Annotated in this window: 12 protein-coding genes; 8 read left to right on the top strand and 4 right to left on the bottom strand. The window is 64.5% G+C overall.

Annotation, left to right across the window (positions count from 1 at the left end):
* Positions 1-716: 716 nt before the first annotated feature.
* From AC0J42_RS02545 to msrA, 3 genes are all read left to right on the top strand, one after another.
* The gene (locus AC0J42_RS02545) at positions 717-998 is read left to right on the top strand and encodes a DUF3077 domain-containing protein (RefSeq protein WP_416422093.1); all 282 of its coding nucleotides are present in this window, start codon (positions 717-719) and stop codon (positions 996-998) included.
* A gap of 513 nt (positions 999-1511) precedes the next feature.
* Complete coding sequence (locus AC0J42_RS02540) at positions 1512-4202, top strand: sensor domain-containing phosphodiesterase (RefSeq protein ID WP_473005166.1); 2691 nt, start codon at positions 1512-1514, stop codon at positions 4200-4202.
* A gap of 85 nt (positions 4203-4287) precedes the next feature.
* The gene (gene msrA, locus AC0J42_RS02535; RefSeq protein WP_473005165.1) at positions 4288-4947 is read left to right on the top strand and encodes a peptide-methionine (S)-S-oxide reductase MsrA; all 660 of its coding nucleotides are present in this window, start codon (positions 4288-4290) and stop codon (positions 4945-4947) included.
* Positions 4948-5113: 166 nt separating this feature from the next.
* Here the strand turns inward: msrA and AC0J42_RS02530 are convergent, their stop codons facing one another.
* Entirely contained in the window at positions 5114-5950 is an 837-nt protein-coding gene (locus AC0J42_RS02530; RefSeq protein WP_473005164.1) for a 23S rRNA (adenine(2030)-N(6))-methyltransferase RlmJ, read from the bottom strand.
* Between the two features lie 73 nt (positions 5951-6023).
* Positions 6024-7511, bottom strand: coding sequence for a sodium/proline symporter PutP (gene putP / locus AC0J42_RS02525; protein ID WP_416422089.1), 1488 nt, complete (start codon positions 7509-7511; stop codon positions 6024-6026).
* 394 nt (positions 7512-7905) lie between these two features.
* Here putP and putA point away from each other — a divergent pair, with 394 nt between their 5' ends.
* The gene (putA, locus tag AC0J42_RS02520; RefSeq protein ID WP_416422088.1) at positions 7906-11859 is read left to right on the top strand and encodes a trifunctional transcriptional regulator/proline dehydrogenase/L-glutamate gamma-semialdehyde dehydrogenase; all 3954 of its coding nucleotides are present in this window, start codon (positions 7906-7908) and stop codon (positions 11857-11859) included.
* Between the two features lie 54 nt (positions 11860-11913).
* Here putA and AC0J42_RS02515 read toward each other — a convergent pair whose 3' ends face one another.
* On the bottom strand, positions 11914-12114 hold the full coding sequence (locus AC0J42_RS02515; protein WP_473005163.1) for a hypothetical protein: 201 nt from the start codon (positions 12112-12114) through the stop codon (positions 11914-11916).
* 111 nt (positions 12115-12225) lie between these two features.
* Complete coding sequence (locus AC0J42_RS02510) at positions 12226-12687, bottom strand: hypothetical protein (protein ID WP_473005162.1); 462 nt, start codon at positions 12685-12687, stop codon at positions 12226-12228.
* 283 nt (positions 12688-12970) lie between these two features.
* Here AC0J42_RS02510 and AC0J42_RS02505 point away from each other — a divergent pair, with 283 nt between their 5' ends.
* From AC0J42_RS02505 to selO, 4 genes are all read left to right on the top strand, one after another.
* Positions 12971-14773 (top strand): acyl-CoA dehydrogenase, encoded by a 1803-nt coding sequence (locus AC0J42_RS02505; RefSeq protein WP_473005161.1) that lies wholly within the window; start codon positions 12971-12973, stop codon positions 14771-14773.
* Between the two features lie 460 nt (positions 14774-15233).
* Positions 15234-16976, top strand: coding sequence for a potassium/proton antiporter (locus tag AC0J42_RS02500; RefSeq protein WP_416422086.1), 1743 nt, complete (start codon positions 15234-15236; stop codon positions 16974-16976).
* Positions 16977-17014: 38 nt separating this feature from the next.
* Positions 17015-20371: a mechanosensitive channel MscK gene (gene mscK / locus AC0J42_RS02495; RefSeq protein WP_416422085.1), complete on the top strand. Its 3357-nt coding sequence runs from the start codon at positions 17015-17017 to the stop codon at positions 20369-20371.
* A gap of 57 nt (positions 20372-20428) precedes the next feature.
* Positions 20429-21886 (top strand): protein adenylyltransferase SelO, encoded by a 1458-nt coding sequence (gene selO / locus AC0J42_RS02490; protein WP_416422084.1) that lies wholly within the window; start codon positions 20429-20431, stop codon positions 21884-21886.
* Positions 21887-21980: the final 94 nt, after the last annotated feature.

The raw sequence follows: 21980 nt of genomic DNA, 5'->3' as shown, positions 1-21980 counted from the left end.
AAACGGCGCGCCACCCATCCAATGGCGCACAAACAAGGCGGACGGTGGAGATGTCACTGGCATGATTGGCCCGAAACAAACTGTGGGAGCGGGCTCTGCCCGCGAAGCGCCGCGCGGGCGGCGCTCGATTGTGTGAACACTGAAAATCTCAAGCGCACACTTCAGAGGCCCACCAAAATCCCTGTAGCCGCTGCCGAAGGCTGCGCTGGCCCTCATTTACACTGGAGATCTTCAGCGTTCACGCAGGCCAGCGCATGTGGTGGGGCCTGGAGGTGTGCGCTTGGGATTTTCGGCGCCCATCACACCGCACGGCGCTTCGCGGGCAGAGCCCGCTCCCACAGTTGTTTCGGGCGTGCACAGTCATTGGCCTCTCCACCGTCCGCCTTGTTTGGCCGACTGAAGATCGGCGAGATCAATTTTTAGTGGCGGATATTTCCCAACAATCCAGACCATCCACGATTGACCCTGCCGAACTCACCCCCTATCCTCGCCTCCGTCACGACCCATTCGTGATGAGGTTTGACGGCCTCGAAAATCAACAAAGTCCCATCGCAGATTTCGGACGCGCACGCGCTCGTCCACGCGTTATGGCGGCTGTGCGCGGGGCACCTTCGGGTGCGCCGGGTTTGTTGGTTCCTCCGGTCCGTCAACCTGCGTACAGCTGCCACCTATTCGTTTGACGGCGACAGGTGGCGGCAAAACTTGAGGAACTGACCATGAACATGACTTCAGACGCATTGACCACGCTCGCCATCCCCTTCGGACATACATCTTCCGGCAACGCGCTTTTCAGCGTGCAACCAGGCATCCCACTACACGAAGCCCTCGAACACCTCGCCGCCAACCTCGCAAACATGGCCGTATTGTGTGACGAGGCATGTGACGCAGATACGAGGACAACTCGAGCCTTGAACCAAATCATGGGCCAACTGATCGACAGCAGCAGCGGCTTGCTGGCGGCTGCGCTGGAAGGATTGGATCAAGCAGCGCAAAGCTAGGCGTTGTAGTTTCTGCCGCTGGGCTGCGCTGACCCTCGCTTATACTGGAGATCTTCAGGGTTCACGCAGGCCAGCGCAGCCTGGCGGCAGCGGCTACGGGTTGTGGTGGGGCCTTGGAGGTGTGCGCTTGGGATTTTCGGCGTTCGTCAGACCGCGCGCCGCCCGCGCGGCGCTTCCCCGCCTGACGCGCAAGCCCGGTCCTACATCTGTTTCGGGCGTGCACAGTCGGTGGCATCTGCGCAGTCCGCCTTGTTGGCAGGGCAACAAATTGGGGTTGCCCCAAGTGATTTCGCTTCAGAACCACCCGGTCTCTGGCGCCAACAAAACCGCCACAAACACTGATTTTCACTGGAAATTGAAGTATCGAACCGCACTGCCGATAACGATACAGGCACGGAGCCACTGTATTGCTTGTCAGCCTGAGCGCCATGATGCAACCTTGCCACATGCGCCCGGAAACCTGAGGGTTTGTACCCGCCCGCGCACGACCAGCACTCTTGAAGCGAGCTCCCCATGAAAAGCCAACCCGATGCCGCCAGCCGTATGGCGGCCGAGGTAGTGACGCAGTTACCGGTGCCTTCGCGCCTCGGTATGCTGCGTTTCGAACGGCTGAATGAAGCCAATTGGGCTCTGCTGTTCCTGGACCCCAACTGCGAGCGCCAATTTGGCCTGCCCGCGGCGGAGCTGTGCGCGCTGGTCGGTTCGCCCTACGCCAGCCTGATGGAGCCCGAGGCTCGCTACCAACTGCACGACGCCATCCAGCTGCAGCTGGCCAGCAAGCCCCATTACCTGGTGCGCTACACCCTGCACACCTCGGCAGGCCCGCTGGCGCTGCTGGAGCTGGGCGAGCCCTACAAGCAGCACAACCGCCAGCTGCTGCGCGGCTACCTGCTGGTGATCGACGACCTGCTGGGCGATCTACTACCCGGCCAGGGCGACCTGGAATCGCAGAACAACCGCCTGCAGATCGCCCTGGAGCTGAACCAGCGCGCCCAGCAAGAGCAACTGCAACACCTGGACCGCGTGCGCGCCCAGCAGGACCTGATCCTGCGCCTGGCCCGCCAGCGCTACAGCACCAACAACCCGATGCTCGAAGCGGCGCAGTTGATCACCCGCAGCGCCTGCGAAATCTACGACATCGGCGGCGCCAGCCTGTGGAACCTGAACGACCAGCGCATGGAGCCCATCGCCGCCTACGACGGCCTCAAGGGCGAATACCGCCCGTTGCAACCCATCGACGTCAGCCGCTACCCCGATTACCTGGAGGCGCTGCACACCAGCCGCGCGGTGGACGTCAACGACACCGCCTTCGACCCGCGCACCCACGAGATGGTCGAGAGCCTGCGCGCGCGCGACATCAACGCCATCCTCGACGCCAGCATCCGCATCGACGGCCAGGTGGTGGGCGTGCTGTGCCTGGAGCAGACCGGCGAAACCCGGCCCTGGCAGTCCGACGAGATCGCCTTTGCCGGCGAGCTGGCCGACCAGTTCGCCCAGGTCATCAACAACCACAACCGCCGCGCCGCCACCAGCGCCCTGCACCTGTTCCAGCGCGCAGTGGAACAGAGCGCCAACGCCTTCCTGCTGGTGAACTGCGACGGCGTGGTGGAGTACGTGAACCCCAGCTTCACCGCCATCACCCAGTACAGCACCGAAGAGGTCCACGGCCAGCGCCTGTCGCAGTTGCCGGCCCTGGAGAACCTAAGCGAGATTCTGTTCGACGCCCCCGGTAGCCTGGCCAACAGCAACAGTTGGCAGGGCGAGTTCAAGAGCCGCCGCAAGAACCTGGAACCCTACTGGGGCCAGCTGTCGATTTCCAAGGTGTACGGCGACAACCGCGAGTTGACGCATTACATCGGCATCTACGAAGACATCACCCAGAGCAAGCTGGCCCAGCAGCGCATCGAGCGCCTGGCCTACACCGACAACCTCACCAGCCTGGGCAACCGGCCGGCGTTCATCCGCAACCTGGACGAGCGCTTCGCCCGCGACAGCGACACCCCCATCAGCCTGCTGCTGGTGGACATCGACAACTTCAAGCGCATCAACGACAGCCTCGGCCACCAGACCGGCGACAAGCTGCTGATCAGTCTGGCCCGGCGCCTGCGCAACAGCCTGAGCCCGTCCGGCAGCCTGGCGCGCTTCGCCAGCAACGAGTTCGCCGTGCTGCTGGACAACACTGACCTGGAAGCCGGCCAGCAGACCGCCGTGCAGGTGCTCAAGACCCTCGACAAGCCGATGTTCGTCGACAACCAGCTGATCAACGTCACCGGCTCCGTGGGCCTGGCCTGCGCACCGCTGCACGGCCGTGACCCGCAGACCCTGATGAAGAACGCCGGCCTGGCGCTGCACAAGGCCAAGGCCAACGGCAAGCACCAGGTGCAGGTGTTCACCGAGGCGCTGAACGCCGAGGCCAGCTACAAGCTGTTCGTGGAAAACAACCTGCGCCGCGCCCTGACCCAGAACGAGCTGGAGGTGTTCTACCAGCCCAAGCTGTGCCTGCGCACCGGGCGCCTGCTGGGCATGGAAGCGCTGCTGCGCTGGAACCACCCGGAAAAGGGCATGATCCGCCCCGACCAGTTCATCAGCGTGGCTGAAGAAACCGGCCTGATCATCCCCATCGGCAAATGGATCGCACGCCAGGCCTGCCGCATGACCAAGAGCCTGATCGCCGCCGGGCTAGGCCGCCTGCAGGTGGCCATCAACCTGTCGCCCAAGCAGTTCTCCGACCCGGACCTGGTGGCGTCCATCGCCCACATCCTCAAGGACGAAGACCTGGACCCGGCGCTGCTGGAGCTGGAACTCACCGAAGGCCTGCTGCTGGAAGCCACCGACGACACCCACCAGCAGCTGGACCAGCTGAAGGCGCTGGGCCTGACCCTGGCCATGGACGATTTCGGCACCGGTTATTCGTCGCTCAGCTACCTGAAGAAATTCCCGATCGACATTCTCAAGATCGACCGCAGCTTCATCCACGAGATTCCCGACAACCAGGACGACATGGAGATCACCTCCGCGGTGATCGCCATGGCCCACAACCTCAAGCTCAAGGTGGTGGCCGAAGGCATCGAGACCGCCGAGCAGCTGAATTTCCTGCGCCGCCACCGCTGCGACGTGGGCCAGGGCTACCTGTTCGACCGCCCTATTCCCAGCCACGAGCTGCTGCGCCGCCTCAAGCGCTACCCACGCGGCCCCGGCGCCTGACATCGGCGCCACTCTCGGGCAAACTACCGGGCTATCAATAGATGACCACCCAGGTTATCCACACCTGCCTTCAGGGGAATGGGACATGGTTCTGCGCTCGGAGATTCTTGTGAACAAAAACGTCTTGCCCACCGCTGCCCAGGCCCTGCCTGGCCGTGAAACCGCCATGACCGTGCCCACCGAGCACTTCGTCAACGGCCGCACCCTGACCGGGCCGTTCCCGGAGGGCCTGGAAGTGGCCATCCTGGGCATGGGTTGCTTCTGGGGCGCCGAGCGCCTGCTGTGGCAACAGCCAGGCGTGTACACCACCGCCGTGGGCTACGCCGGAGGCATGACGCCCAACCCTACTTATGAAGAAACCTGCTCGGGCCTGACCGGCCACAGCGAAGTGGTGCTGGTGGTGTTCGACCCCAAGGAAACCAGCTACGAGGCACTGCTCAAGCCGTTCTGGGAATCCCACAACCCCACCCAGGGCATGCGCCAGGGCGGCGACATCGGCACCCAGTACCGCTCGGTGATCTTTGCCACCACGCCTGAGCAGCTGGCTGCGGCCGAGGCCAGCAAGGCGGCGTACCAAGAAGAGCTGACCAAGGCCGGCGAAGGTGAGATCACCACTGAAATCGCCGAAGCGCCGACCTTCTACTACGCCGAGGCGTACCACCAGCAGTACCTGGCCAAGAACCCCGAGGGTTACTGCGGCCTGGGTGGCACCGGCGTGTGCATGCCGCCTTGGTTGAACCGCTAACTACGCCTGTTGCGTAGCCGCTGCCGCCAGGCTGCGCTGGCCCTATGCCCCACTGGAAACCTCCAGTGTTCACACCGACCAGCGCAGCCTTCGGCAGCGGCTACGATCTCGGGGCGCGGCACCTCTGTAGCAGCGGCCGCAAGGCCGCGTCACAGGCGCCGCCGAATCACTCGGCGATCAGCCAGTCCATCTGCCAGCTGCCCTGGGTCTGGCCCAGCTTCTCGGCCAGCCACGGCAGCAGCTCGCGCAGTTCCTCTTCCAGGCCCCACGGCGGGTTGGCGATGGCCAGGCCCGAACCGTTCAGGCTCTGCGGCGTATCCACCGGGTGCACCAGCAACTCCACGCGCAACAACTTGGGCGCGCCGCTGCCGGCCAGGTCCTGGTAGAAGCGCTTCAGCGCACGCTGGTCCTTCACCGGGTACCAGATGGCTGCCACGGTCTGGCGCATGCGCCCTACCGCCTCTTTCAGCGCCTTGGCGCAACGCTGCATCTCGTCCAGCTGCTCGAACGGCGGGTCGATGAGCATCACCGCGCGCTTTTCCGGCACCGGCAGCAAGGCCCGCGGCACATGCCAGCCCTCGCCCAGGTGCACGGCCACGCGGCGGTCGCCCTTGATGTTGTCTTTCAGCAGCAGGCCGTCGGCCGGGTGCTTCTCGTTGAGCTGCACACGGTCCTGCGGGCGGGTCAGGCGGCGGGCCACCTCGGGCGAACCGGGGTAGTAGCGCAGCTCACCGTCGGGGTTCATGTCGCGCACCAGGCCCATGTAGTCGGCGGTCAGCGCCGGCAGGTCATCGGCCTGCCACAGGCGGGCGATGCCTTCCAGGAACTCGCCGGTACGGCTGGCCTGGTCGCCACGCAGGTCGTACAGACCAATGCCGGCGTGGGTGTCCAGGTAGGCAAAGGGCTGCTCCTTGCGCGACATCAGCGCAAGCAGGCGGCTCAAGACCAGGTGTTTGAAGACGTCGGCGTGGTTGCCGGCGTGATAGGCGTGACGATAGTTCATGGCAACTCCTGCAAGGCCCGGGAGTTTACCTCGGGGCGGCCCTGCAACCCAAGGCTGCAGGGCCGCGATCCGATCATTTGCCGGCGTGGTAAGCCGCGCTGGAGGCGTCGAAACGGTCACGCACGGCCAGCGACGGCGCCTTGCCGAGCACGCTGACCAGCCAGATGGCCAGGGTAGCGAAGGCAAAGCCGGGGATGATCTCGTACAGCGGCACCGGGCTGAACTGCTTCCACAGCACCACCGTTGCCGCGCCCACGACGATACCGGCCAGGGCGCCATTGCGGGTCATGCCCCGCCACAGCACCGACAGCAGCACCACCGGCCCGAACGCCGCGCCAAAGCCGGCCCAGGCGTAGCTGACCAGGCCCAGCACGCGGTTCTCCGGGTTGGCGGCCATGGCGATGGCCACCAGCGCCACCAGCAGCACCATGCCGCGCCCCACCCACACCAGTTCGCGCTGGCCGGCCGCCTTGCGCAGGAAGGCCTTGTAGAAGTCTTCGGTCAGGGCACTGGAGCACACCAGCAGCTGGCAGCTCAGGGTGCTCATCACCGCCGCCAGGATGGCCGACAGCAGCACGCCGGCCACCCAGGGATTGAACAGCAGCTTCGCCAGTTCGATGAACACCCGCTCGTGGTTGTCGCTGACCGGACCGGCCAGCTCCGGGTGCGCCGCGAAATAGGCGATGCCGAAGAAGCCCACGGCCACGGTGCCACCCAGGCACAGGATCATCCAGGTCATGGAAATGCGCCGGGCCTTGGCGATGGACTTCACCGAATCGGCCGCCATGAACCGCGCCAGGATGTGCGGCTGGCCAAAATAACCCAGGCCCCAGCCCAGCAGCGAGACGATGCCGATGAAGCTGGTATTGCGCAGCATGTCGAAGTGCGCCGGGTCCTGGGCGGCGATGGCCAGGAAGGTGGTGTCGACGCCGCCGGTGGCCAGCACCACGACGATGGGCGTGAGAATAAGGGCGAAGATCATCAGCGTCGCCTGCACGGTGTCGGTCCAGCTCACTGCCAGGAAACCGCCAACAAAGGTGTAGGCAATGGTCGCCGCCGCGCCGGCCCACAGGGCGGTTTCGTAGCTCATGCCGAAGGTGCTTTCGAACAGCCGCGCGCCGGCGACGATGCCCGAGGCGCAGTAGATGGTAAAGAACATCAGGATCACCACCGCCGAGATCACCCGCAGCAGGCCGCTGCGGTCCTCGAAGCGGCTGGCGAAGTAGTCCGGCAGGGTCAGGGCGTCGCCGCAGTGTTCGGTTTGCACCCGCAGGCGGCCAGCCACGAAGAGCCAGTTGAGGTAGGCGCCGACGATCAGGCCAATGGCGATCCAGCTTTCCGACAGCCCGGATAGGTAGACCGCGCCAGGCAGGCCCATCAGCAGCCAGCCGCTCATGTCCGAGGCGCCGGCCGACAGCGCCGTGACCACGCTGCCCAGGCTGCGCCCGCCCAGAATGTAGTCGGAGAGGTTGTTGGTGGCGCGGTAGGCCATGAAGCCGATCAGCACCATGGCGAGGATATAGACCACGAACGTGATCAAGGTGGGGTTGCTCGCACCCATCGGGGAAACTTCCTTTTAGTTGTTGTTATGTAGCAACCACCGGGTTGCACCTTTTTGCACGAAGGCTGATGCCCCGGGAAAGGGTTGCACCAACGAAGTGCATTTTGGTGCGATCAGCGGACAGGGCGCAACCGAAATGGCCTGCAAGTTGCACCTTGTTACACAACAGCCGGCTGCCGCCCGCAAAGCCTTGCTTCTGCTTCCTTTGGGAGCATTGGGCGCGCGCCGCGCACTGCCGTTGTGCAGATTCGCCACACAAAAAAAGCAAGTCGATGACAGGTGCAACTTTTCATCGAAATACGGGTTGCACCTAGTTGCACCCTACCGTGAGCAACGGCTAATCTTGCCGCCGGCTTTATTGCCACACCTACGTGGCCTTGATGAGGACAAGAAATTGGCGACGACCACCCTGGGGGTCAAACTTGACGACCCTACCCGCGAGCGACTGAAATCAGCTGCGCAGTCCATCGACCGCACCCCGCACTGGTTGATCAAGCAGGCGATTTTCAATTACCTGGAAAAGCTCGAGGGTGGCGCCACCCTGCCTGAACTCAACGGCCAGCCACATTCGGCCAACGACGACGCCGGCGACCTACAGGCCGACCACGCCCACCAGTGCTTCCTGGAGTTCGCCGAGAGCATCCTGCCGCAATCGGTGCTGCGCGCGGCCATCACCGGCGCCTACCGCCGCCCCGAGCCGGAAGTGGTGCCGATGCTGCTGGAGCAGGCGCGCCTGCCCGCCGCCATGGCCGAGGCCACCAACAAGCTGGCCGCCGGCATCGCCGAAAAACTGCGCAACCAAAAGAGCGCCGGCGGCCGTGCCGGCATCGTCCAGGGCCTGCTGCAGGAATTCTCCCTGAGCTCCCAGGAAGGCGTGGCGCTGATGTGCCTGGCCGAAGCGCTGTTGCGCATCCCCGACAAGGGCACCCGCGACGCGCTGATCCGCGACAAGATCAGCAACGGCAACTGGCAGCCGCACCTGGGCAACAGCCCGTCGCTGTTCGTCAACGCCGCCACCTGGGGCCTGCTGTTGACCGGCAAGCTGGTGTCCACGCACAACGAAGCGGGCCTGACCTCGTCCCTGAGCCGTATCATCGGCAAGAGCGGCGAGCCGATGATCCGCAAGGGCGTCGACATGGCCATGCGCCTGATGGGCGAGCAGTTCGTCACCGGCGAGACCATCGCCGAAGCCCTGGCCAACGCCAGCAAGTTCGAAGCCAAGGGCTTCCGCTACTCCTACGACATGCTGGGTGAAGCCGCGCTCACCGAGCACGACGCGCAAAAGTACCTGGCTTCCTACGAGCAGGCCATCCACTCCATCGGCAAGGCCTCCCACGGCCGCGGCATCTATGAAGGCCCGGGCATCTCCATCAAGCTGTCGGCGCTGCACCCGCGCTACAGCCGCGCCCAGTACGAGCGCGTGATGGACGAGCTGTACCCGCGCCTGCTGTCGCTGACCCTGCTGGCCAAGCAATACGACATCGGCCTGAACATCGACGCCGAGGAAGCCGACCGCCTGGAGCTGTCCCTGGACCTGCTCGAGCGCCTGTGCTTCGAACCGCAGCTGACTGGCTGGAACGGCATCGGCTTCGTGATCCAGGCCTACCAGAAGCGTTGCCCCTACGTGATCGACTACGTCATCGACCTGGCGCGCCGCAGCCGCCACCGCCTGATGATTCGCCTGGTGAAGGGCGCCTACTGGGACAGCGAGATCAAGCGCGCCCAGGTGGAAGGCCTGGAAGGCTACCCGGTGTACACCCGCAAGGTGTACACCGACGTTTCCTACATCGCCTGCGCACGCAAGCTGCTGTCGGTGCCGGAAGTCATCTACCCGCAGTTCGCCACGCACAACGCCCACACCCTGTCGGCCATCTACCACATCGCTGGTCAGAACTATTACCCCGGCCAGTACGAGTTCCAGTGCCTGCACGGCATGGGCGAACCGCTGTACGAACAGGTGGTAGGCAAGGTCGCCGATGGCAAGCTGAACCGTCCGTGCCGCGTGTACGCCCCGGTGGGCACCCATGAGACGCTGCTGGCCTACCTGGTACGCCGCCTGCTGGAAAACGGCGCCAACACCTCGTTCGTCAACCGCATTGCCGACACCTCCATTTCCATCCAGGAACTGGTGGCCGACCCGGTCAGCACCATCGAACGCATGGCCACCCAGGAAGGCACCACCGGCCTGCCGCACCCGCGCATTCCGCTGCCGCGTGACCTGTATGGCAGCGAACGCGCCAACTCGGCCGGCATCGACATGGCCAACGAACACCGCCTGGCGTCGCTGTCGTGCGCGCTGCTGAGCACCGCCCACACCGACTGGAAAGCCGCGCCCATGCTGGGCTGCGACGCCAGCACCGAAGTGGCCCAGGCAGTGCTGAACCCGTCCGACCACCGCGACGTGGTCGGCCACGTGCAGGAAGCCACCGTCGCCGACGTCGACAACGCCATTCTGTGCGCCATGAGCAACGGCCCGATCTGGCAGGCCACCCCGCCGGCCGAGCGCGCCGCCATCCTGGAACGCGCCGCCGACCTGATGGAAGCCGAGATCCAGCCGCTGATGGGCCTGCTGGCCCGCGAGGCCGGCAAGACCTTCGCCAACGCCATCGCCGAGGTGCGCGAGGCCGTGGACTTCCTGCGCTACTACGCGGTGCAGGCCCGCAACGATTTCAGCAACGACGCTCACCGCCCGCTGGGCCCGGTGGTGTGTATCAGCCCGTGGAACTTCCCGCTGGCGATCTTCACCGGCCAGGTGGCCGCGGCGCTGGCCGCCGGCAACCCGGTGCTGGCCAAGCCGGCCGAACAGACCCCGCTGGTGGCAGCCCAGGCCGTGCGCCTGCTGCTGGAAGCCGGCATCCCCGAGGGCGTGGTGCAACTGCTGCCAGGCCGCGGCGAAACCGTGGGCGCGCGCCTGGTAGGTGACGAGCGCGTCAAGGGCGTGATGTTCACCGGATCCACCGAGGTGGCGCGCCTGCTGCAACGCAACATCGCCGGGCGCCTGGACAGCCAGGGCCGGCCGATCCCGCTGATCGCCGAAACCGGCGGCCAGAACGCGATGATCGTCGATTCCTCGGCGCTCACCGAGCAGGTTGTCATCGACGTGGTGTCATCGGCCTTCGACTCCGCCGGCCAGCGCTGCTCGGCCCTGCGCGTGCTGTGCCTGCAGGAAGACTCCGCCGACCGCGTGATCGAAATGCTCAAGGGCGCCATGGCCGAATCGCGCCTGGGCAACCCCGAGCGCCTGTCCGTGGACATCGGCCCGGTGATCGACGCCGAAGCCAAGGCCGGCATCGAGAAGCACATCCAGGGCATGCGCGACAAAGGCCGCGCCGTGTACCAGGTGGCCATCGCCGACGCCGAGGAAGTGAAGCGCGGCACCTTCGTGATGCCAACGCTGATCGAACTGGACAGCTTCGACGAACTGCAACGCGAAATCTTCGGCCCGGTGCTGCACGTGGTGCGCTACAGCCGCAAGAACCTCGACCAGCTGATCGAGCAGATCAACGCCTCCGGCTACGGCCTGACCCTGGGCGTGCACACCCGCATCGACGAGACCATCGCCAAGGTCATCGATAACGTCAACGCCGGTAACGTCTACGTCAACCGCAACATCGTCGGCGCCGTGGTGGGCGTGCAGCCGTTCGGCGGCGAAGGCCTGTCGGGCACCGGCCCGAAAGCCGGCGGCCCGCTGTACCTGTACCGCCTGCTGTCCACCCGCCCTGAAGGCGCCATCGAGCACACCTTCAAGCGCGCCGACAGCGAAGCCGCCCCCGACGTGCGCCTGCGCGACGCCATGGCCAAGCCGTTGCAAGCCCTGCAAGCCTGGGCCGGCAGCAACCAGCACGCGGAACTGGCCACCCTGTGCGGCCAATTCGCCCAGCAGTCGCAAAGCGGCGTGACCCGCCAGCTGACAGGCCCTACCGGCGAGCGCAACAGCTACAGCATCCTGCCGCGCGAACACGTGCTGTGCCTGGCCGACCAGGAAGCCGACCTGCTGGTGCAACTGGCCGCCGCCCTGGCCGTGGGCAGCACCGCCGTATGGCCGGAAGGCGAGATCGCCAAACCGCTGCGCGCGCGCCTGCCGAAGGAAGTACAGGCCCGCATCCAGCTGGTGCCGGAGTGGACCAAGGACGAAGTGGTGTTCGACGCCGTCATCCACCACGGTGACTCCGACCAACTGCGCGCGGTGTGCCAGCAAGTGGCCAAGCGTGCCGGCGCCATCGTTGGCGTGCAGGGGCTGTCCCACGGCGAAAGCAACATCGCCCTGGAGCGGTTGGTGATCGAGCGTGCGTTGAGCGTGAACACCGCTGCGGCGGGGGGGAATGCCAGTTTGATGACGATTGGTTGAGCGTTTAAAAACCAAAAAAGGCGTCCCTCGGGACGCCTTTTTCATTGGTCAAGCTCAAAGTTTAATGTCCTCAAAAGGGCGATCTTTTGTTGTATCTATCGTGACCGTTCTTACCGTCCCATCAGGAAATGTTATGGTAACCGTTGTATCACCGCCCCCAGCACCTTCTTCGCCAGCAGGTTCCAACTTCTCCTCCGTTGCATAAGCGTAATTATATTGACCAGCACCGTCGGAATCTAATTCCTCATCAACCATATCACACCTCATTCGCCAGACGCTGGCGGTAATTTTTCATTTATCAATACCCCATGCAGCCGGGCACATTACCCCCCCACCCAATAACAGAACCAAGCTAAGAAACCCGCATCAGTACAGCGAATTCAGAACGACGCTAGCAGTAAATCGCCATGAGGGATCCCCGAACGTAAAGGTATAGATATCCCCCGCCTGAAGAAGCGCCGGAATAGGTGCCACAGGCACCTTCGAAGCCAACGTACCGGTGATTTTGTTGAACTTTCCATTAGCGTTTGAAAAATACAGCACACTTAAATCCACATCAAAATTGACTTTTGAATACCCACCCACCCCGGTGATACCATTCACCATGCCCGAGTAATTGTAAGGGCCTGGGTCGTCTTTATAATTCTGGCAAGCATAGGCAGTAATTTCTCGAACCATCACAAATACTGCATATTCTGCAGGTGTAAACGAAGCTTGGGGTGAAAGTGGTGTATTGACAGGACTGGTCGATACCCCAAGGGTCCGATCATCGGTATGCAGCGCCAAACTTGTTAGTTCTTGGGAAGTAGGTGCAGGTGCAGTGGCCATTGTTTTTCTCCGCAAAAATGAACAACCTTCACACCAACAACACTCTACCGAACCCCCAACAAAAACAAGGAAAAACATAATACAACTTCAACACTATAGGCACGAATTTTATATATACCGTGCCACTGCACTAATCTCACCCTACACACCCCAGGTCTGGAGCCTGGTCGCGCGCCTACGGCCACAGCTAAGGCTGCAAGCTGCATCATCACCGCCATCTATCTTGCTGTTCCCCACCCCACCTCGCTTCTACACTCGGCGCATCAAATAAAAGGATGCCGCCATGTCCGAGACCCTCCTCAGCGCCCGCAACCTGGCTTTCGAGCTGTACGAAGTGCTGGACGCCGAAAGCCTCACCCAGCGCGAGCGCTTCGCCGAGCACAACCGCGAGACCTTCGACGCCGCCATCAGCACCGCGCGCAGCATCGCCGAGAAGTATTTTGCGCCGCATAACCGCAAGGCCGACGAGAACGAGCCGCGCTATGAAAACGGCACCGCGGTGCTGATCCCGGAAGTGAAGCCCGCAGTGGATGCCTTCCTGCAGGCCGGCTTCCTCAACGCCGCCCGTGCGTTCGAGGACGGCGGCATGCAGCTGCCGACCCTGCTGTCGCAAGCCTGCTTCGCGCATTTCCAGGCCGCCAACGCCGGCAGTACCTCGTACCCGTTCCTGACCATGGGCGCCGCCAACCTGATCGAGAGCTTCGGCAGCGACGAGCAGAAGCGCCGCTTCCTGCAACCGATGATCGACGGGCGTTTCTTCGGCACCATGGCGCTCACCGAGCCGCACGCCGGTTCATCGCTGTCGGACATCCGTACCCGTGCGGAGCCTGCCGCCGACGGCAGCTACCGCCTCAAGGGCAACAAGATCTTCATTTCCGGCGGCGACCACCCGCTGTCCGAGAACATCGTGCACCAGGTGCTGGCCAAGCTGCCGGACGCGCCGCCGGGGGTGAAGGGGATTTCGCTGTTCATCGTGCCCAAGTTTCTGGTCAACGACGACGGCAGCCTGGGCCCGCGCAACGACGTGCTGCTGGCCGGGCTGTTCCACAAGATGGGCTGGCGCGGCACCACCTCCACGGCGCTGAACTTCGGCGATAACGGCAACTGCGTCGGCTACCTGGTGGGCAAACCGCACCAGGGCCTGAGCTACATGTTTCAGATGATGAACGAGGCACGCATCGGCGTCGGCATGGGCGCGGTGATGCTGGGCTACGCAGGCTACCTGTATTCCCTGGACTATGCCCGCGAACGGCCCCAGGGCCGCTTGCCCGATGCCAAGGACCCGACCACCGCGCCGGTGGCGATCATCAACCACGCCGACGTGCGGCGCATGCTGCTGACCCAGAAAGCCTACGTGGAAGGCGCCTTCGACTTGGGCCTGTACGCCGCGCGGCTGTTCGACGACACCCTGACCGGCGAGAGCGACGAGGTGCGCCGCCAGGCCCACGAGCTGCTGGACCTGCTGACGCCTATCGTCAAATCCTGGCCGTCGGAGTTCTGCCTGAAGGCCAACGAGCTGGCGATCCAGATCCTCGGCGGCCACGGCTACACCCGCGAATACCCGGTGGAACAGTACTACCGCGACAACCGGCTGAACCCGATCCACGAAGGCACCCATGGCATCCAGTCGCTGGACCTGCTGGGCCGCAAGCTGGCGCAGAACGGCGGCGCCGGGCTCAAGCAGTTGATGCGGTTGATCAGCCAGACCTGCGAGCGCGCCCAGGCGCATGACTCGCTGAGCGCCTTGCGCCAGCCACTGGAAACCATGTTGACCGCGTTGCAGGGCGTGACCCTGGGGCTGCTGGGCGATTTGGCCAAGGGGCAGGTCACTGGAACCCTGGCGAACTCGGCGCTTTATTTGAAGGTGTTCGGCCATACGGTGATTGGCTGGCGCTGGCTGGAGCAGGCGATTCGGGCCCAGGAGGGGCTGGACCAGGGCAACGCCGTGGATCGCGAGTTCTACCAGGGCAAGCTGCAGGCAGCGCGGTATTTCCTGACGTGGGAGCTGCCGGCCTGTCATCACGACCTGCATTTGTTGCAGACCCGGGACGATACTTGCCTGGGGATGGCTGACAGTTGGTTTTAGGCGCGTGATCGATGACGCAGCCTTCGGCAGCTGCTACGGGGGCACCGCGTAACGGGGTTCCTGTAGCAGCGGCCGCAGGCCGCGTCCGCAGGCGCCGCGCATTCCCAGGCATAACGCGCCGCAGCCGGACGCAGCCTGGCGGCAGCTGCTACGCGGATTCGGCGTAGCCGCTGCCGAAGGCTGCGCTGGCCCTTCTCCACGCTGAAAATCTTCAGTGCACGCCGGGGCCAGCGCAGCCTGGCGGCAGCGGCTACAGCAGTCGCGCCCATCGCACACGTAGCAGCATTGTCTTGAAACCGCGTTGCCTGCAACGCGATCGACGAGGTACACGGGGCCGCGTCACGGCCACCGAAATACGAACCTTTTTGACATGGGTACATTTGCACAGGTTAGAATCCCTTGGCACGCAGCCTGCATGATGCAGGCTGTTTCGCCACCTCAGTTTTAGGGAGTACTGCCTTTGAATGCGACGACCATCAACAGCCTGTTCTTGATCGGCGCGTTGCTGGTAGGTGCTAGCATTCTGGTCAGTTCCCTCTCCTCGCGCCTGGGCATCCCGATTCTGGTGATCATCCTGGCGGTGGGTATGACCGCCGGCGTCGACGGCGGCGGTATCATCTTCGACAACTACCCCACGGCCTACCTGGTCGGCAACCTGGCACTGGCGGTGATCCTGCTGGACGGCGGCCTGCGCACGCGGGTGGCGAGTTTCCGCGTGGCGCTGTGGCCGGCGCTGTCGCTGGCCACGGTGGGGGTGCTGATCACCACCGGCCTGACCGGCATGATGGCCGCCTGGCTGTTCAACCTGAACATCATCCAGGGCCTGCTGATCGGCGCCATCGTCGGTTCCACGGATGCTGCGGCGGTGTTCTCGCTGCTGGGCGGCAAGGGCCTGAACGAGCGGGTAACGGCGAGCCTGGAGATCGAATCGGGCAGCAACGACCCCATGGCGGTGTTCCTTACCGTGACCCTGATCGACATGCTCGCCAGCCACCAGACCGGCCTGCACTGGAGCCTGCTGGGCCACCTGGTGCAGGAATTCGGCATCGGCGCGGTCATCGGCCTGGGCGGCGGCTGGGTGATGCTGCAGCTGGTAAACCGCATCAACCTGGCCGGCGGCCTGTACCCCATCCTGGTGGTCGCTGGCGGCCTGGTGGTGTTCGCCCTGACCAACGCCCTGCACGGCAGCGGCTTCCTGGCCGTGTACCTGTGCGGCCTGGTGATGGGCAACAAGCCTATCCGCAGCCGCCACGGCATCCTGCACATGCTCGACGGCATGGCGTGGCTGGCGCAGATCGGCATGTTCCTGGTGCTGGGCCTGCTGGTCACGCCCCACGACCTGCTGCCCATCGCCCTGCCCGCCCTGGCGCTGGCGCTGGGCATGATCCTGGTAGCACGGCCGCTGTCGGTGTTCGTCGGCCTGCTGCCGTTCAAGGCCTTCCACGGCCGTGAGAAAGCCTTCATTTCCTGGGTAGGCCTGCGCGGCGCGGTGCCGATCATCCTGGCGGTGTTCCCGCTGATGGCCGGGCTGCCCGAGGCGCAGCTGTACTTCAACCTGGCGTTCTTCATCGTGCTGGTGTCGCTGTTGGTGCAGGGCACCAGCCTGCCGTGGGTGGCCAAGCTGCTGAAGGTCACCGTGCCGCCGGACCCGGCGCCCATTTCCCGCTCGGCGCTGGAGGTGCACGTCACCAGCGAGTGGGAGCTGTTCGTCTACAAGCTGGGCGCCGAGAAATGGTGCATCGGCTCGCCGCTGCGCGAGCTGAAAATGCCCGAGGGTACCCGCATCGCGGCCCTGTTCAGGGGGCAGGAACTGCTCCATCCGTCGGGTAGTACGGTGTTGGAAGTGGATGATTTGCTCTGTGTAATCGGCCACGAACACAATCTGCCAGCACTCGGAAAGCTGTTCAGCCAGGCGCCGCAACGGGGTCTGGATTTGCGCTTCTTCGGCGACTTCGTGCTCGAAGGGGACGCAGAACTGGGGCCTGTAGCCGCGTTGTACGGTTTGCAGCTCGACGGCCAGGACCCGCAGACGCCGCTCAGCCACTTCATCATGCAGAAGGTTGGCGGCGCGCCGGTGGTGGGCGACCACGTGGTGTGGAACAACACAATCTGGACCGTGGCCGTGATGGACGGGAACAAGATCCAGAAAGTGGGCGTCAAACTGCCCGAAGGAAGTGCGCCGGGGCCCGGACTCTTCCTCTAAACTGCCATTCTCTCTCGAGCTGTAAACGACTTTTCACTATGCCCTCACTGCGCTCATTTTTCTCCGCAGCCCTGCTTGGGCTGTGCCTGACTGTCACCGCCGTCCACGCGGCCGACCCACCCACCAGCGAGTCCGTGCAGCAAAGCATCGACAAGATCGCCGACCGCAAGCTGTCGGACGCCGACCAGAAAGCCCTGCAACAGGTACTGGAGCAGACCCTGGCGTACCTTTCCAGCCGTGACGACAGCAACAACCAGCTGCCCGCGCTGAAGAAACAGCTGACCGAAGCCCCGCAAGTGATCAGCGAGAACCAGCGCGAGCTGACCAAGCTGAAGGCCACCAAGGTGATCCCGGTGGCCCAGCGCTACGCCAACCTGTCGGTGCCGCAGCTGGAGCAGTTGCTCAACGACCGCGGCGCCCAGCAGGGTGACCTGCAGAAGCAGCTGACCGAGGCCAACAGCCTGAGCATCACCGCCCAGACCCGCCCGGAGCGGGCGCAGACCGAGATCAGCAACAGCCAGGCGCGCATCACCCAGATCAACGGCATCCTCAAGGCCGGCAAGGACAACGGCAAGGTGGTGTCCGCCGACCAGCGCAACCAGCTGCTGGCCGAGCAGGCCTCGCTGAACGCCTTGATTGCCCTGCGCCGCCAGGAGCTGGCCGGCAATACCCTGTTGCAGGACCTGGGCAACAGCCAGCACGACCTGGTGTTCGAGAAAATCTCGCGCATCAGCCAGGAAATCCAGGACCTGCAGTCGCTGATCAACGAAAAACGCCTGGCGCAGTCACAAGAGACGGTGACGCAGCAGTCCATCGAAGCGCAGAAGGCCGGCGGCAGCAGCGTGCTGGCCACCGAGAGCGCCACCAACCTCAAGCTGTCGGACTACCTGCTGAAAAGCACCGACCGCCTCAACGACCTGACCCAGCAGAACCTGCACACCCAGCAGCAGCTGGACAGCCTGACCCAGAGCGACCAGGCCCTGGACGAGCAGATCAACGTGCTCAAGGGCAGCCTGCTGCTGTCGAAGATCCTCTATAAGCAGAAACAGGCGCTGCCGCACCTGAAGGTGGACCGCAACCTGGCGGACGAGATCGCCGACATCCGCCTGTACCAGTTCGAGGTCAACCAGCAGCGCGAAGCCCTGAGCAGCCCCACCGCCTACGTCGACGGCCTGATCGCCGCGCAGCCGCCCGAGCAGGTCACGCCGCAACTGCGCAAGCAGTTGCTGGACCTGGCGGTCACCCGCAGCGACCTGCTGGAACGGCTGAACCGCGAGCTGAGCGCCCTGCTCAACGAGTCCATCACCCTGCAGTTGAACCAGAAACAGCTGCTGAGCACCGCCCTGAGCCTGCGCGCCACCCTCGACGAGCAAATGTTCTGGATTCCCAGCAACAAACCGCTGGACCCCGACTGGCTGGAAAGCGCGCCGTCGCACCTGAGCAAGCAGCTGACCACCCTGCCCTGGGCCTCCAGCCTCAGCGAGCTGGCCGACGGCCTGGCGCAGCGGCCGCTGTTCTTCGTGCCGCTGTTGCTGCTGATCGGCGTGCTGCTGTGGCGCCGCAGCTACCTGCACAACCGCCTCAACCGCGTGCACAAGGACATTGGCCACTTCAAGCGTGACAGCCAGTGGCACACGCCCCAGGCGTTGCTGGTCAACGTGCTGCTGGCCATCCCCGTGGGCCTGGGCCTGGCGCTGTGCGGCCTGGCCTTGCAGATAGACGCCCGCGGCCAGAACGCCAGCCTGGGTTCGGCGCTGCTGCAAATGGCCCAGGCCTGGCTGGTGTTCTACACCGCCTACCGGATACTGGCGCCCGGCGGCGTGGCCGAGGTGCACTTCCGCTGGCAGAAGCCCCAGGTGGAGTTCCTGCGCAACTGGATCCGCCGCCTGGGCATCGTGGTCATGGCCCTGGTGGCCGTGGTGGCGGTGGCCGAGCTGCAGCCTTCGGCCCTGGCCGACGATGTCATCGGCATCGTCGTGGTGCTGACCTGCTACGCCCTGATGGCCTGGCTGCTCAGCCGCCTGCTGCTCAGCAGCCCCACCCACGGCAACACTTCGCTGTTCCGCAAGGCGGTGGGCGTGGCCTTCACGGCGCTGCCGGTGGCGTTGTTCATGGCCGTGTGCTTCGGCTACTACTACACCGCGCTGAAGCTCACCGACCGGCTGATCGACACCCTGTACCTGCTGATGCTGTGGCTGGTGATCGAAGCCGCCTTCGTCCGCGGCCTCAGCGTGGCGGCGCGGCGCCTGGCCTACCAGCGCGCCCTGAGCAAGCGCCAGGCGGCCAAGGAAAGCGGCGACGGCGAGATTCCCGTGGAAGAGCCGACCCTGGACATCGAACAGGTCAACCAGCAGTCCCTGCGCCTGATTCGCCTGGCGCTGATGGGCGTGTTCATCGCCGGGCTGTACTGGGTGTGGTCGGACCTGATCAGCGTGTTCGCCTACCTGGACAACATCACCCTCTACGAATACACCAGCGGCACCGGCGCCACCATGAGCATGGTGCCCATCAGCCTCGGCGACCTGCTGGGCGCGCTGATCATCGTCGGCATCACCGTGGCCCTGGCGGGCAACCTGCCAGGCCTGCTGGAGGTGCTGGTGCTGTCGCGCCTGAACCTGGCCCAGGGCAGTGCCTACGCCACCACCACGCTGCTGTCGTACATCATCATCGGCATCGGCTTCGTCTCGTCGCTGTCGACCTTGGGCGTCAGCTGGGACAAGCTGCAGTGGCTGGTGGCGGCGCTGTCGGTAGGCCTGGGCTTCGGCATGCAGGAGATCTTCGCCAACTTCATCTCCGGCATCATGATTTTGTTCGAACGTCCGGTGCGCATCGGCGACACCATCACCATCGGCAGCCTGTCGGGCACGGTGAGCAAGATCCGCATCCGCGCCACCACCATCACCGACTTCGACCGCAAGGACATCATTGTCCCGAACAAGACGTTCATCACCGGGCAACTGATCAACTGGTCGCTCACCGACACCATCACCCGTGTCACCCTGAAGCTGGGCGTGGACTACGGCTCGGACCTGGACCTGGTGCGCGCGCTGCTGCTCAAGGGCGCCCAGGAGAACCCGCGGGTGCTCAAGGATCCAGGCCCCAGCGTGTACTTCCTCAACTTCGGCGAGAGCACCCTGGACCACGAGTTGCGCATGCATGTGCGCGACCTGGGCGACCGCAACCCGGTGCTCGACGAGATGAACCGCTACATCAACCGCGAGTTCAAGAAGAACAACATCAACATCTCGTTCCGGCAGATGGAGGTGTACCTCAAGAACACCCAGGGCCAGGAGTTCAAGATGGTGCCGATGGACAAGGTCGACGAACAGCTGCTGCCCAACGCCCAGCCGCAGGCGAAAACCCGGCCCGAGCCGCCCGACATTCATCTGGACTGACTGGACGCCATGGCCATCCCCCAGCAGAATGCTCGGACATTCTGCTGGAGATGGCCGTTGAAAGCCCTCGACGAACTGACCTTCGACAACCGCTTTGCCCGCCTGGGCGATGCGTTCTCAACCTCGGTATTGCCCGACCCCCTCGACAATCCACGCCTGGTGGTGGCCAGCGATGCGGCCATGGCGCTGCTCGACCTGGACCCTACCGAGGCCCACTCCCCCACCTTCGCCCAGCTGTTCGGCGGCCACAAGCTGTGGGCCGACGCCGACCCGCGGGCCATGGTGTATTCGGGGCACCAGTTCGGCGGCTACAGCCCGCGCCTGGGCGATGGCCGCGGGCTGCTGCTGGGCGAGGTGTACAACGACGCAGGCCAGCACTGGGACCTGCACCTCAAGGGTGCCGGCCTGACCCCCTATTCGCGCATGGGCGACGGCCGCGCGGTGCTGCGCTCGTCCATCCGCGAGTTCCTCGCCAGCGAAGCCCTGCACGCGCTGGGCATTCCCAGCAGCCGCGCGCTGTGCGTGATCGGCTCCGACACCCCGGTGTGGCGTGAAACCCAGGAGCGCGGCGCCATGCTGCTGCGCCTGGCGCCCAGCCACATTCGTTTCGGCCACTTCGAATATTTCTACTACACCAAGCAACCGGAGCAGGCCAAGGTGCTGGGCGAGCACGTGCTGGCCATGCATTTCCCAGAATGCCTGGAGCAGCCAGAGCCGTACCTGGCCATGTTCCGCAGCGTGCTGGAACGCAACGCCGAGCTGATCGCCAAGTGGCAGGCCTACGGCTTCTGCCACGGGGTGATGAACACCGACAACATGTCGATCCTGGGCATCACCTTCGACTTCGGCCCGTTCGCCTTCCTCGATGACTTCGACGCCAACTTCATCTGCAACCACTCCGATGACCAGGGCCGCTACAGCTTCAGCAACCAGGTGCCCATCGCCCACTGGAACCTCAGCGCGCTGGCCCAGGCGCTGACGCCGTTCATCAGCGTCGAGGCCCTGCGCGAGACCCTGGAGCTGTTCCTGCCGCTGTACGAGGCCCACTACCTGGACCTGATGCGCCGCCGGCTGGGCTTCACCCGCGCCGAAGACGGCGACAAGGCCATGGTCGAAAGCCTGCTGCGGCTGATGCAGAACAGCGGCGTGGACTACAACCTGTTCTTCCGCCGCCTGGGCGACCAGCCAGCGGCGGCCGCCGTGGCGGTGCTGCGCGACGATTTCGTCGACCGCGAGGGCTTCGACCGTTGGGCCGCCGATTATCTGCAACGTACTGCCCGCGATGGCGACGACGCCGGGCGTACTGCGCGCATGCACGCGGTGAACCCGCTGTACGTGCTGCGCAACTACCTGGCGCAGAAAGCGATCGATGCAGCCCAGCAAGGGGATTACGAAGAAGTGCGCCGGCTGCACCAGGTGCTGACCAGGCCGTTCGAAGCGCAGGAAGGCATGGACGCCTACGCCCAGCGGCCGCCGGAATGGGGCAAGCACCTCGAAATCAGTTGCTCCTCGTGACCACCCCTACGCCCGTAGCAGCTGCCGCAGGCGGCGTCCAGCGGCGCTGCTGACGCGGCCTGTGGCCGCTGCTACGGGATTCGCTTAACGGTAG

The sequence above is a fragment of the Pseudomonas sp. Tav-5-1A genome (assembly GCF_055755055.1).
Note: the sequence above shows the minus strand (reverse complement) of the source record. Positions and strands in the feature narration are given on the sequence as shown.

What these genes read in the sequence shown, in the direction of transcription:
- AC0J42_RS02545 (WP_416422093.1), top strand. Translation starts at nt 717, where the DNA reads ATGAACATGACTTCAGACGCATTGACCACGCTCGCCATCCCCTTCGGA.
- AC0J42_RS02540 (WP_473005166.1), top strand. Translation starts at nt 1,512, where the DNA reads ATGAAAAGCCAACCCGATGCCGCCAGCCGTATGGCGGCCGAGGTAGTG.
- msrA (WP_473005165.1), top strand. Translation starts at nt 4,288, where the DNA reads ATGGTTCTGCGCTCGGAGATTCTTGTGAACAAAAACGTCTTGCCCACC.
- AC0J42_RS02530 (WP_473005164.1), bottom strand. Translation starts at nt 5,950, where the DNA reads ATGAACTATCGTCACGCCTATCACGCCGGCAACCACGCCGACGTCTTC.
- putP (WP_416422089.1), bottom strand. Translation starts at nt 7,511, where the DNA reads ATGGGTGCGAGCAACCCCACCTTGATCACGTTCGTGGTCTATATCCTC.
- AC0J42_RS02515 (WP_473005163.1), bottom strand. Translation starts at nt 12,114, where the DNA reads ATGGTTGATGAGGAATTAGATTCCGACGGTGCTGGTCAATATAATTAC.
- AC0J42_RS02510 (WP_473005162.1), bottom strand. Translation starts at nt 12,687, where the DNA reads ATGGCCACTGCACCTGCACCTACTTCCCAAGAACTAACAAGTTTGGCG.
- AC0J42_RS02505 (WP_473005161.1), top strand. Translation starts at nt 12,971, where the DNA reads ATGTCCGAGACCCTCCTCAGCGCCCGCAACCTGGCTTTCGAGCTGTAC.
- mscK (WP_416422085.1), top strand. Translation starts at nt 17,015, where the DNA reads ATGCCCTCACTGCGCTCATTTTTCTCCGCAGCCCTGCTTGGGCTGTGC.